The organism is Spirosoma litoris, from assembly GCF_054776755.1.
Genome location: NZ_BAAHBI010000036.1, coordinates 73,699 through 86,630 on the forward strand (window position 1 = coordinate 73,699; position 12,932 = coordinate 86,630).

Below are 12,932 nucleotides of genomic sequence, written 5' to 3' on the forward strand. Positions count from 1 at the left end.
CTATAAGGAACAAGAATCATGAAAACTAGAATTGGTAAATACTCGGCCTCTTGTGCGCTGGTATTCGCTCTGTTCTTTTCCTCTTGTAAGGATATAACCGAGTTGAATGTCAACCCTAACGGGGTAGTACCACAAAACGTAAACCCTGATCTTATTTTGCCTACGGTACTGACCGAAGCCGCGAAATCGTATTTGCTCCTTGGCTTTGGCGATGTATCGGGAATTGTGCAGCACACGCAGGGAGACGCATTTAACGCGGGTCGTGATTATTACGACTGGGGACAAAGTAACTCCTGGACATCCTCCGGTTCATCTTCGGGCGATTTCTATGGTATTCAGCGCAATAACAAACTGTTGTACGATCGCTCCGTTGCTTTAGGGTATGACTTTCATACAGCTATTTCCCTGATCATGAAGTCGATGATTTTTGGCTTGGTCACCGATCTGTGGGGCGATGCGCCCTATTCGATGGCGAACCGGGGCGAAGAGGGAACGGTAGAAACTATTTCTCCAGCCTACGATAGTCAGGAAAGCATCTATACGGCGATTATGGCTGATCTGGAAACGGCCAATAAACTGCTGGCGAAGAGTAATTTAGAAACCGTGTCGAGTACAATTGATGTATATTATGGTGGCGATCCAGCGAAGTGGCGCCAATTTTGCAATACGTTATTGCTCCGTTATTACATGCGTTTGTCGGCTAAAAAGCCTGACGTTGCCAAAGCTGGTATCGAAAAAATCGTTGCTGCACCTGATACATATCCGCTTATTACCAATCCTGCCAATGATGCTACCATGAGTTATCCTGGGGTTACGTCAGGAGTAGATGATTGGCCAACGAATACCTATTTCGATGCCAGTGGTCAGAACTATCGCCGGGTGAAGCCTTGTCAGACACTCGTTGGTGCCCTGACAACGTTGAAAGATCCTCGATTAGCTGTTTGGGCTAAAAAAGTAGAGATCCCCATTGTGATTGACCCTACCTTGCCACCAACCACCGATCAGGTTATCAACAATGTTCGGTACTTTGGTACAGCTGCCCCTGCTTTATTGCAAACTCAGCAAATTGCGCCTGTTAATACCGATCCGAACTATGTAGGCCTTCCTGCTGGTATTCAGTCGCCGTCTACCTACAACGCGAACCCAATTGTAGGTCAGGCATCGTATAACCCACACGTATCGTATTTGAACGATATGTACACCCAGCCGTCAACCAGCAAGTCTCCATTGCTGAAAGCACGATTGGCTTCGGCAGCAGAGGTGCAGTTCATTCTGGCCGAAGCAGCTCTGAAAGGTTGGGCCGCTGGTGATGCGAAAACGCACTACTACGCTGGTATTAGCGCATCGCTTACCACCTGGGGCGTTAGTAGCCAGTATAGCACCTACATTACTAATGCAGGTGTTGTATACGATGGTACCGTTCAACAGCTTATGACCCAGAAATGGATTGCTGGCTGGACAGCCGCAACCGAAGCCTGGTTCGACTGGCGCCGGACAGGTTTCCCTGTACTGAAAGCAGGAACCTATGCGAAGCGATCTGTATTGCCACTTCGTTTCTATTATTCCACTGATGAACAGCGGTATAATACCGATAACGCGAATAAGGCCATTAGCGCGTTAACATCAACGAACTATTCGCAGGCTGATGGAAATAACAGCGCCTGGTCGAAAATGTGGTTGTTACAAGGCGTTACAACGCCCTGGTAAGTCAATAACACCGTACCTAATTCAACTTCCCGGAAGCACCCTGCTTTCGGGAAGTTTCTGTTTAGTATGAAAGCACTAATTGGCTTACTTTGGCTCTTTGTATGGATGCATCCTGTTGTTGCGCAGGAGTTTAAAGCGGGAGCGGCAGTCAGGCTCATTACGCCTAATCCGCTGTTACCTGTTTCAGGAGGAATTGGTACGCCTAAAAAAGCAGTCGAAAAAAAGGGAGACCTGTTTGTGCGAGCCTGCGTTTTTGAAAAAGGAGGCACTCGCATTGCCATCGTTAGCGTCGATAATCTGGGTTGGCCGTCGGCATTGGGCAATAAGTCAAGAGCATTGATCAAAGGTATTTCGCCCGAAAATGTCCTGATTGGCTGTACGCATACTCATAGCGGCCCTGATGCATATGGCTTCCCGAACGAAAAAGGGGAATCCTTCGCCGATCTGGCTTATCTGGACAAATGCGTACAAGCGATAGCCGACGCCGTTAATGAAGCCGTTATAAAAGTAGCCCCAGCCTCCCTGAAAATTGCCGTCGGTGAGGCCAAAGGACAAATTGCTTACAACTACTACGCGCCTGAATTATACGATCCGCGTTGTGGAGTTATTCAGGCCATTGCCACCACGGGAGCCAATACTGGTAAGACTATCGCCACCATCGTCAACTATGCCATTCACCCAGAAGTGATTGGCTCCGGTCGAGGTATCCTCAGCCCGGATTTATGTGGCCCCCTCTGCGAACGGATCGAGTCGAAAGTGGGTGGCGTGGCACTTTTTATGAACGGTGCTCAGGGCGGAATGGTGACGGCTGATAACCGTCGGGAAAATGCCAAAGAAGCGAACACCTGGGAAGAGTGTATCCGGATTGGTGAGTTGCTGGCCGATGAAGCCTTACGCATTGTAACCCCTGCCGAACCCCAACCGAATCCTACGCTCTTCTGCACAGCTAAGCGTGTCACGTTCCCAATTGAATCGGAGGTGATGAAATACATCGTCAAAAATTCACCACTAAAGTATAAAGTAGAACCCGGCGACAAGGTAGTTGCACAGGTGAATCTGCTCAACATCGGCAGCGCGCAAGTCTTGACCATTCCAGGCGAGGCTTTACCCAATATTGGCTACTATGTGAAGCGGCACATGCACGCTAACGTACCGCTATTATTTGGCCTGACGAACGACGCTTTTGGGTATATGCTGACCAAAGTAGACTTCCATAGTTTTAAGCGTTATGACTACATTAGTCGAACGAGCTTAGGCGAAAATACGGCCGAAATTTACATGGACGAAGCGTTAAAGCTAGTGAATGAATCGCCAAAGGCAGATGGATACAAGTAGCGCGGACATCCTGTCCGCATAGCTAAAGGCTAAGTTGTATGCTATGCGGACAGGATGTCCGCGCTACATTAAACCCCCGATACCCCCATGAAATCCTATCTTTTGAAAACACTTGTCTTAGCTGGCGTTATTAGTATCAGTACGCTCCTTTCGTTTAACGTACCCAATCCATCAGACGGCATCACGCCATCAACAGCGCTGGAAAGTTACCTGCATAATGGCGATCAGTCGTTTAAATGGGAGGTGAAAGACACATATACTTATGGCGACATTACGGCCTATGAGGTGCTACTGACGTCCCAGAAATGGCGGGAACACGTCTGGAAACACCAACTGACAGTAATGGTGCCGAACGAAATCAATTACGATGGGGCGCTTCTATTCATCAACGGCGGATCGCTTAAAGAAGGTGAGCCAAATTGGAATAAACGTGAGGATGGCTTCAACCGGGCTATCAGTACGCTGGCTACCAAAAACAAAGCCATTGTTGCCGTACTCCGCCAAACGCCCAATCAGCCTTTGTATAATGGCCTCACCGAAGACGCTCTGATTTCGTATACATTACACCAGTTTAAGAAGGATGGGGATTACTCGTGGCCGCTGCTTTTCCCAATGGTGAAAAGTGCCGTTCGGGCGATGGACGCCATGCAGGCGTTGGCCAAAGAAAAGGTGCATAAAGACATCAATCGGTTTGTGGTATCGGGAGCTTCCAAGCGGGGCTGGACTACCTGGTTAACGGGTGCCAGCGATAAGCGCGTTGCGGCTATTGCACCGATGGTTATTGATATTTTGAATATGCCCGTCAATCTGGACTATCAGATGAAGGTCTGGAATAAGTATAGCGAACAGATTGACGATTATGTGAAAATTGGGATTCCGCAGAGCGTTCATTCCAAAGAGGGCACTGCCATCAATGAAATGATTGATCCGTACGCATATCGAAAGAAGTTAACCATGCCTAAAATGTTGTTCATGGGTACGAACGATGAATACTGGACCGTCGATGCCGTAAAGCATTATATTGGCCAGATTCCGGGCGAGAATTTCATTCATTACGTCCCCAATGTGGGTCATGATCTGGGCGACAAACGGCAGGCGTTAGAAGGATTGAATGCCTTTTTCGGAAATACACTTGCCAAACAAGCGTACCCGGCTTGTAAATGGACTGTCACGACGACTAAAAAAGGAGTTGACGTTACGGTAAAAACGACATCCGATAAGTTGGAGGATGTGACAGTCTGGTCAGCAAACTCCACAGATATGATTTTTCAGAATGAAAAGTGGGAAGGGAAAAGTCTAGGTCTTAAAAATCAATCGACGATTTCGGTAACGGATTTATATCCAGCATCGGGCTATCGGGCGTTTTATATCGACCTAAAATATAAATCACCAACAGGTGGGACCTATACCGAAAGTACTCGGATGTTCGTGACCGATAACGACGAGATTTTCCTGAAGTGAAAACCTTAAAGAGATTTCCTCGTTCCGTTTCCTCACAATCTTACCCTTTGCCTTACTTGTTTCTAGTGGTTTCTAGTTGAATTCAGGTCAGTAAAAGCTGACTTGATACCTAAAACTAAACCAACTACAACAATGCCACAGGGAGATAAATCGGCGTATACCGATAAGCAAAAACGACAGGCCGAACATATAGAAGAGAGTTATGAGGATCGCGGAATACCGAATGACGAAGCCGAACGCCGGGCGTGGGCAACGGTAAATAAGGTATCGGGCGGGGGTAAGAAGAGCGGTTCAGGTCGAGGGCATACCGAAAATCATGAGTCTTACCATAAAGGTGGTGAGAAAGGAGGAGCCGCATCGGCTTCGCGCTCGGCCGAGGCACGTTCGGAGTCCGCTAAAAAAGCGGCTGCTACGCGGAAGAAACAGGTAGAAAGTTAACCTATAGGCAGCTAATTGCTTCCTTGTCCTATGCCATCTCTCCAGGGAATGGCATAGGACAAAGAAGCAACTACTGAATAATGATTTGGGGATTTAGAAGCTCTCTCACTGTTGCTTGCGCCTGTATAAGAGCGTGGGCATAAGGCTCATTTAGCACTCGGCCCGGTGGGTTCATGGACAGGTCGGCGTCCCAAAGCCCAGATTGGTGCCAATGGTCGAGGTGATCCCAATCAGGGCGATCAATGATTGGATAAAGGCAAACACCCCAAAGTGGAACGCCTGCCTCAATAACAGCGCTGCATTCGCGCCCAATCATATTAATCCAGACCGGGCGGTCGATACCGGGGTGACTGGTTTCGGTGAGCGCAATTGGTTTTTGATAGCGATGCCAGGCTTTCATCAACAAACGCCGAAGGGGAACCCAGCGTGGATCGGGAATGCGGTCATTCCAGCCGAGATTCGTTCCGATTTTGTTAATCCACTGATTGTTAAAATAATAATTGTAACCTAAAATGTCGAGATAAGCAGGGGAGCCTCCCAATTCTGGAGCAATGATTCCCGCCAGCATATCGACCGACTGAAACTGATTTTCGTCGGCAATGGTCGCATCAATAATTTCGCGTTCAGTGGCATTGATCGGCGGTACAATCTGAACCAGTGGCTCAGTTGTTAGAATGCGAATGCCGGGATCAATTTCGCGCATGGCTGCTACGCCCTCAATGTAGGCACGCATGAGCCCCAACTTAACTTCCCAACCCTGCCTGACACAGTAGGGAGATGTGCCCTTGACATCGCCACCTAACCAGGCAATAAAGCTGACTTCATTGATGGGGGTAACAATAAGCACATCGTCGGGATAACGGTCTCGATAAAACTGGACAAAAGCACGGCAGAGGGCGGCAAACCGGCGGGCAAACATGGGATGTAAGGGTGTCAGATCATCAGGGTAACCGAAATGACAGATGTCCCAAACCTGTTGAATGCCTTGGCGCTTCCCAGCCACAAGCATTTGTTCGACCGCGCTCCAATCATACTGATACGCTTTTTTTTCTACCTGACTCCATCGAATTCCCTCCCGAACGGTGCGAATAGAAAAGGGAGTAAGCTGCTTATAGTCTGAATCAATGAGCTGAAGATGCCCTGTCTTCGTTAGTAAATCAACTCGATTGCCAAAACAGTTCAGTTGGTCTGTGCATTCGTAACCTGCCCACCAGAAAGACTGAAATGGATTATTGGATAGAGAATTTATCATAGTCCCTATCTAACTACCTAAGCTTAGGTATTTGTTTAGCAGATTATGCCCTTGTATGACGTCGAATAAACGCAACCACGTCGTCTGGTGTCTCCCAGGGCAAGAGGTGACCTGCCTTATCGATGGTGTCGATGGTGGCCGTTTTCAGGTAAGGCAGAGTCATTGTGGATTGAATTTCAGGCTTAATCGCTTGATCAGCTGTACCAACGAGAATGGCGACAGGCTGGTTAATGGTACGCATCTTTTCTGAAATATCTTCCCGGCTGCCCAGCGTGAGCCAGGCTTTCCAGGCCACCCTGGATGTTCGAAGGTTATCGGTAATAATTTGATTCTTTACGTCTTTGGAAAGTGGCCTGGCTGTGATTTTGGCTAATGTCTGTTCAGCGGCATCTTGTTGGCCGTGCGTTTCAAGCATCGTAGCCCGGTCAGTATCCGAAATAGGTTCAGGGACGGGTGGCGATGGCGACAGTAAAATCAGCGACTGGAGTCCGGCAGGCTGTTCGCTAGCCAGCGCCAGCGCAACTTTGCCACCCATCGAATGACCAATCAGGCTGAACTTCTGGACGTTTAGTGTCCGAAGCAATTCAAGAACATCATTAGCCATCATATTCACCGAATAACCCGTTGCTGGCGATTCGGAGTCACCGTGTCCACGAAGGTCAATTGCCACACAACGGTACTGATCGTCAAGCTGACTCATCACAGGTTGCCATTCCAACACCGACCCACCAAAATAGTGCAGAAAGACAAGGGTTAGTGGACCGTTTCCTAACTCAACGACATTGAGCTGGGTGTTATTAACTGAATAATGCATAATTCCTATTGACCGACTCCTCTCCTGTTTTAGGAAGGAGGTCGGGGAGAGGGTAATTTTCTGTTATATCATAGTTTTCAGTCGCGCCGGACGGTCGGTGATTTCGAGCATCTCGGCGTGCGGAACAATCGTAATCTGACCAAACTCCTTTAATAAAGATTTATACGCTTCGGCTACTGGGCGTGGCTTTCGATTCAGATCATAAAGCCCGCAGGCGTTAACATTTTTATTGACCTCTTTCAACTGACTATCCCAATCCATCTGATCAATCAGACTATACCAGGTAAATCCGAGAACGGGTATTCCATTTCGGCGCATGCGCATCACGCTGACCCATTGTTTCATGAGCCAAATGGGGGCCAGATCGGCCTCGAATACGTTGGTTTCGGTATGCATCACCGGCATTTGATACCGCTCGTAGTAGTCTTTGGTAATTTCGTACCAACCCAGAACATCCATCGAAGTCTTAATGGAGCCGTCTGCTAGTCTTATCCGTTCGTTGCGGCCATAGTAATCGTTTCCCATCACCTGATAACCGGGTGGTTTTCCGGCCATAAACCAATTGTACTCTTCCCGCGTGAGGCCGTTGTCCATCATGTACATCGCCACCGTTGCTGAAGGTGGATTGGCATAGAGTAAATCCAGCGACAAAAAGCGAAGCTCATTTTCCAACGCAATTTGGGGCGAGGGGGTTGCGCAAAGCTCATGGGTATATTCGGCACTTTCACTTTGAACAATCACGCAATCGTTCCGACGTTTGGCAATTTCATGATTACCCATGATGCTGGCGGCCACACAATGCTTAAGGGCCGTCACGAAGCCTTTGTCGGTTTTGAGTTGTTCATTCCAGGCACCCTCTTTGGCGCTAAGTCGGGCCGTCACATAAATCTCGTTAACGGGTGTATAGTAGCGCACCCACGGATAACGCTCGGCTACAGCGCCGGCGTACTCGGCAAAATGAACAGGCAAATCTGGATTCTGATAGTCACCAATCCAATCGGGTACGCCAAAGTGCATCAGGTCCAGAATGGGCATTATCTTCAGTCGCTTCAGTTCAGCCATGGCTTCGTCAGCAAAACTCCAGTCGAATTTGCCCGGCCCCTGATGGATGCTGTAATACGGCAGACCGTAGCGCAATACATTCAAGCCTAGCTCTTTTACCAGGCCCAAGTCTTCTTTCATGTGGTCGTAGTGGCCACACTCCCGAAGCAAATCCCGTCGGACTTTGCCTTTCTGAATCGTGGGGTATGAACACTCAATACCGGTTGCGAACAGGAAATTCCCTGGATTATCGGTTGGTAAGCCACTGCCATCGTGTCCAGCAGCCCCACCGAATTCATCGCCATCGTAATTGCCGTCGCCGAACTGTTTTTTGATACGATCTAAAAATCCCATGAGTATTAAAGAGTGAAAGAGCGAATGAGTGAAAGAGTGAAAGTTGCGATTGATGGAGGTGTTTATGGGTGACTAGCCACTCTTTCGCCCTCGCGCTCTTTCGCTCTTTAAAAATCGATCGGCTGTGCGGAGTGATAAAGCCATGATTGTCAGGGCTGGATTGACGCTCAACGCACTAGGGAAAGTTGAGTTGTCGCTGATAAACAGGTTAGGAATATCGAATGACTGGCCTTCGGCGTTCACCACCGCTTTATCGGGATCAGCGCCCATTCGGCAGGTCCCGATTACGTGCGCATTACGCGGAAAAGCCCAGACATTTTTGGCCCCAGCTGCGTCCCAGATGTTGCGCATAATTTTGTCGGCATGAGTAGTCATTCGTTTTTCGTTTTCTCCATTCGAGAAATAAATACGCGGTTTAGGCAAGCCACGACGATCTTTTTCCTCGGCTAATTCTAGGTAATTGTGTTTATAAGGAAGGCAATCGCCTAGAATATTAATACCGGCTACATGGTTGTAGGCCAATGCGGCCTGTTTTAATGCTTGTCCCCACAACCCTCGCGCCCGCGCCATCTGCGTAAGGTACGTAAGCGGCATTACCCCAATAGATTGGAGTAGATAGCCGCCTGCAAAATCGGCTTGATCGGGTCGGTGCGTATCTTCTGAAATCAGCGCACCGGGAATGCCTTTATAGGGGCGTACATCTTCCTCGAATTCTCCCCAGATCTGTAAACCGGTATGGGCCATCAGATTCTTACCAACCTGGCCGCTGCTATTCGCCAGATTATTCAGGAGGAGCAATCGGGCTGTTTCGATAGTACCCGCGCAAAGGAAAACAAACCGGCAACGCTGCCGTTCTTCCTGCCCGTTTCGGATATAAATCACATCCCGAATTCGACCGGATGCATCCTGAAGTAGCTGCGTCACAAAGCTTTCTGATCGGATTTCTGCGCCGTGATGGAGCGCTAACGGAATATAGGTTACGTCCATACTGGCTTTGGCCCCAGTCGTACAACCCGCCTGGCAGAACCCTCGATTGGCACAAGCTGGTCGATGCCCGACGCCTTCCTGATAATAACCTGCCGACAAGGCTGCGTTGGCTGCTGGTGAGGTATTAATGCCGAGTTTTTTACAACCTCGTTCCATTAGTTGCCCCGCTCCATTAATGGGCAATGGCCCTAACGCATAAGCACGTTTACGGGCAGGACCCCACGGATAAGGTGACGGTCCTGAAACGCCCAGAAACTGTTCGACTTCGTCGTAATACGGCTCTAACTGATCAAAGCCGAAGGGCCAGTCTTCACCAACGCCAAAATGCGTACGGAGTTGAAGGTCATCGGGTTGAGCGCGAGGAGTATAGGCTGTATAATGTAAGGTAGACCCCCCCACGCCCGTACCGGAGTTGTTACTCCCGAAAGGCAACGGATCATGACCAGCGCTTAGTCGTTCGTCATTCCAGAATAACTTCTCCTGCGACTTTTCGTCGGTGGCAAAATCGGCAGCAGGATTCCAGTGTTTCCCCGCTTCGAGCGCCACGACTTTCAGGCCAGCAGCCGCTAGCCGTGCCAATAAGGGAGCGCCACCAGCACCCGTGCCAATAACAACCGCATCAACGGTTTCGGAAGTTTTGTAGTGTCTCATAAGCGCGTGGAGCCAGGTGCATGGCGCAGGGGGGATTTGCCGGGCTCCGAGCCCCCTGTATCCGAGCTTTGCGGTTCGCGGTCTTCCAGCTGATTCAGGCCGATGCGTTGCCAGGTCGGCACGTCGGCCATACCTACATAACCAATGGCTTCCTGAGCTAGTGGATGACTGTAATAGAGGTGCGTGGCTTCGGCCAGGAGTTCTTCAAAAAAGCGACTAGCAGGCAGGTGTTCCCAGGTTTTGCCGGGCGCGGTGGCTCGTTGTATGTTCAAGAGGACATCGTCCTGTTGATCGTCGGAGAGCTGTTGGAAGGGCTGCTGGAATAGCAGTTGGGCCGTTTCATCTGTCCCGGCAAGTCCCAGACGATAGGCATCGCCGTCGGCGGGCATAACGTCGTACCGCCAGCCATCCGATTCGTTATTGGCTAGTCGTTGGTCAATACCACCTACAATATCAATTAATTCATCGTCAGCCTTCTGCGGAATCAGTCGATGGCAGATGGTTTCTAACAGGACGAACTCGCTGGTCGTGAAAAACGTCGGAGGTTGAGGGCTTGCTATTAGGCGGTCGGTCAACACCTGTCGGGTTGCTTCGGTAACCAGATCGGTAGCTAGTAAGGCGCGAACGGTACCTTCGGGATAATGATCGTGCATACTCGATTACCCTAGTTTTCCGCCCGTTACTTCAACGATACTGCCCGTAATAAAACTACCTTCATTCGAGGCTAACAGCACATAAGCTGGCGCCAGTTCTTCGGGTTGACCAGGGCGGGCGAGAGCTACTTCGTGACCAAAATTCTTCACCTCGTCTTCGGGCATGGTTCCGGGAATATTGGGCGTCCAGACAGGGCCAGGTGCCACACAGTTGACCCGAATATTTCGTTTCCCCAACTGAATAGCCAGCGACTTGGTAAACGAATGAATGGCTCCCTTCGTGGCGGTGTAATCGACTAGAATCGGATTGCCAACAATTCCGACAATGCTGCCCGTATTCACAATAGCATCGCCCGCCTGAAGATGTGGAAGTGCGGCTTTTACCATGAAAAAATAGCCAAATATATTGGTCTCGAACGTCCGCCGGAATTGTTCTTCTGTTAGATCTTCAATGCTTTCCTGTGCCATCTGAAAAGCCGCATTGTTGATCAGGATATTCAATTTTCCGTAGCGATCCACCGTCTGTCTGACAGCATCCAGGCAAGCCGCCGAACTCCGCACATCGGCCTGAATGACCAGGCAGGATCGGCCTTTGCTTTCCACCATGTGTTTGGTGGTCATGGCGTCGTCGGTATTCTCGTTATACACGATGGCTACGTCGGCGCCTTCCATCGCAAACGCAATGGCTACTGCCCGACCAATGCCCGAATCGGCTCCGGTAATGATGGCAATTTTGTCGGTAAGTTTTCCGGCTGCTTTGTAGTTCGAGAGATTACTATCCGGTGCGGGGTTCATATCCGACTGGCGGGCCGGATAAGGAAGCTGCTGCCCCGGAATAGCTTCAGCCTTGGGGCGAAATTCAAAGGTTTCCATAGTATCGTTGAGTAAGATGCCGTTGGGCTATCAACTTGACTAAACTGTTGTTCATGGGTTTTGTTGTCCGTAAGCGATATTGTTGTAAAGCAATCGACCGTTGCCAAGTTGTTGTCAACAATAGAGCGAACTTTTAGTTGTGAGGTAACCTGTATGGCCAACCTGGCTCATCAACGCAGGAAAATGAACCTATGCAGTCTGCGCCTGCTTATTTGACTACTTCTCTACCTCAATCCTTCTCACTTTTTAAGGGCTATCCACCTGACCCTCAATTGCAGATGGCCGTTGTTATACCAGCTCGAAATGAAGCTAATTATCTGGTATATGCACTGGATGCGCTTCGTATACAACGGCAACTTGATGACAGACCAATGCCTGTAAACCGGTATGAAGTATTGCTGCTACTAAATAATTGCACCGATCATTCCCTGACGATTGCAGAACGCTACCAACAACAGTACCCAACTTTCCCGCTTCGAATTGCCAATATTCAACTGCCTTCTGAAAAAGCTAATGTGGGCACGGCACGAAGATTACTGATGGATGAAGCCTGCAAGCGGCTGTTATCGGTCAATAACCCGCTGGGAATTATTGCATCTACAGATGCTGATTCACAAGTCGATACGTACTGGATCGCTCAGATTCGGGCCGAAATTAATAAAGGTTGTGAAGCGGTCGGGGGCAGAATTTTAACCCAGCCTGATACTAATCCCGTGCGTATCAACCATCTACGTGATGTTACCTATCGCATGTTGATTTCGCAACTGGAAGCTTATCTTGATCCATCACCTTCCGATCCCTGGCCTCGTCATTTTCAGCATTTCGGAGCCAGTATTGCCTTAACCTGTTCGGCCTATCAGCGGGTTGGTGGATTGCCTAAGGTGGCTTGTCTGGAAGATGAAGCCCTGTATAAAGCACTGCTTCGAACCGATATCCGAGTTCGTAAGAGTCCGCAGGTGCGCGTTACGACTTCCACCCGGATGCAGGGTAGAGTTGAAATCGGTTTTTCGGAGCAATTACGCTATTGGGAAGCCATGAATCAGGCTCGTAAATGTCAACTGGCGGAGTCCGCTGGAGCCATTATTAGACGAATACAGAACCGGCACGATCTACGAAAACTCTGGCAACGTCGTGCTGTCGAATTACCGACTACCAAACTAGATGAAATTGCAGCCAATCTACTGGTTGATGCGGACTGGTTACAGCAACAAGTGGTGCAAAGTTGTTATTTTGGGCAACTTTGGGAACGCGTAGAGGAACAAATGGCTAGGGGCAAGTGGCCTTCGTTATGGCCGCTGGTTCCGATTACAATGGCTATTCATGACCTACGCCTGTTTCTGCGTACCAGCGGACAGCGGTAACGGTC

At 49.4% G+C, this 12,932-nt stretch carries 11 protein-coding genes; 5 read left to right on the forward strand and 6 right to left on the reverse strand.

The genetic code is table 11. The annotated features are described in order from the left end of the window. Positions 1-18: 18 nt before the first annotated feature. The 4 genes from ACYVGR_RS22535 (at position 19) to ACYVGR_RS22550 (ending at position 4,941) form a co-directional block, all read left to right on the forward strand. Positions 19-1,707 (forward strand): SusD/RagB family nutrient-binding outer membrane lipoprotein, encoded by a 1,689-nt coding sequence (locus tag ACYVGR_RS22535; RefSeq protein ID WP_460960924.1) that lies wholly within the window; start codon positions 19-21, stop codon positions 1,705-1,707. 66 nt (positions 1,708-1,773) lie between these two features. Beyond that, positions 1,774-3,042, forward strand: a complete 1,269-nt coding sequence (locus ACYVGR_RS22540; protein WP_460960926.1) for a hypothetical protein — start codon at positions 1,774-1,776, stop codon at positions 3,040-3,042. Positions 3,043-3,129: 87 nt separating this feature from the next. After that, complete coding sequence (locus ACYVGR_RS22545) at positions 3,130-4,503, forward strand: PhoPQ-activated pathogenicity-related family protein (protein ID WP_460960929.1); 1,374 nt, start codon at positions 3,130-3,132, stop codon at positions 4,501-4,503. Between the two features lie 132 nt (positions 4,504-4,635). After that, positions 4,636-4,941, forward strand: coding sequence for a plasmid stabilization protein (locus ACYVGR_RS22550; RefSeq protein ID WP_460960931.1), 306 nt, complete (start codon positions 4,636-4,638; stop codon positions 4,939-4,941). Between the two features lie 70 nt (positions 4,942-5,011). On the opposite strand, the gene ACYVGR_RS22555 is transcribed toward ACYVGR_RS22550, so the two are convergent. The 6 genes from ACYVGR_RS22555 to ACYVGR_RS22580 all read right to left on the reverse strand — a co-directional run bounded on the left by ACYVGR_RS22555 (position 5,012) and on the right by ACYVGR_RS22580 (position 11,566). Further along, positions 5,012-6,193: an amine oxidase gene (locus tag ACYVGR_RS22555; RefSeq protein ID WP_460960933.1), complete on the reverse strand. Its 1,182-nt coding sequence runs from the start codon at positions 6,191-6,193 to the stop codon at positions 5,012-5,014. Between the two features lie 43 nt (positions 6,194-6,236). Further along, positions 6,237-7,007, reverse strand: coding sequence for an alpha/beta fold hydrolase (locus ACYVGR_RS22560; protein ID WP_460960935.1), 771 nt, complete (start codon positions 7,005-7,007; stop codon positions 6,237-6,239). Positions 7,008-7,070: 63 nt separating this feature from the next. After that, a complete protein-coding gene (locus tag ACYVGR_RS22565; RefSeq protein WP_460960937.1) occupies positions 7,071-8,402 on the reverse strand; it encodes a family 1 glycosylhydrolase in 1,332 nt (443 codons plus the stop codon). A gap of 72 nt (positions 8,403-8,474) precedes the next feature. Beyond that, positions 8,475-10,040 carry a GMC family oxidoreductase gene (locus ACYVGR_RS22570; RefSeq protein WP_460960939.1) on the reverse strand — a complete coding sequence of 522 codons (1,566 nt, stop codon included), beginning with the start codon at positions 10,038-10,040 and terminating at the stop codon, positions 8,475-8,477. Next, positions 10,037-10,693 carry a gluconate 2-dehydrogenase subunit 3 family protein gene (locus ACYVGR_RS22575; RefSeq protein WP_460960941.1) on the reverse strand — a complete coding sequence of 219 codons (657 nt, stop codon included), beginning with the start codon at positions 10,691-10,693 and terminating at the stop codon, positions 10,037-10,039. The genes ACYVGR_RS22570 and ACYVGR_RS22575 overlap by 4 nt, the downstream gene beginning before the upstream one ends. 6 nt (positions 10,694-10,699) lie before the next feature. Continuing rightward, entirely contained in the window at positions 10,700-11,566 is an 867-nt protein-coding gene (locus tag ACYVGR_RS22580; RefSeq protein ID WP_460960943.1) for an SDR family oxidoreductase, read from the reverse strand. A 191-nt stretch (positions 11,567-11,757) separates the two neighbouring features. Between ACYVGR_RS22580 and ACYVGR_RS22585 the strand changes: the two genes are divergently transcribed. Further along, positions 11,758-12,927 carry a glycosyltransferase family 2 protein gene (locus ACYVGR_RS22585; protein WP_460960945.1) on the forward strand — a complete coding sequence of 390 codons (1,170 nt, stop codon included), beginning with the start codon at positions 11,758-11,760 and terminating at the stop codon, positions 12,925-12,927. Positions 12,928-12,932 lie beyond the last annotated feature (5 nt).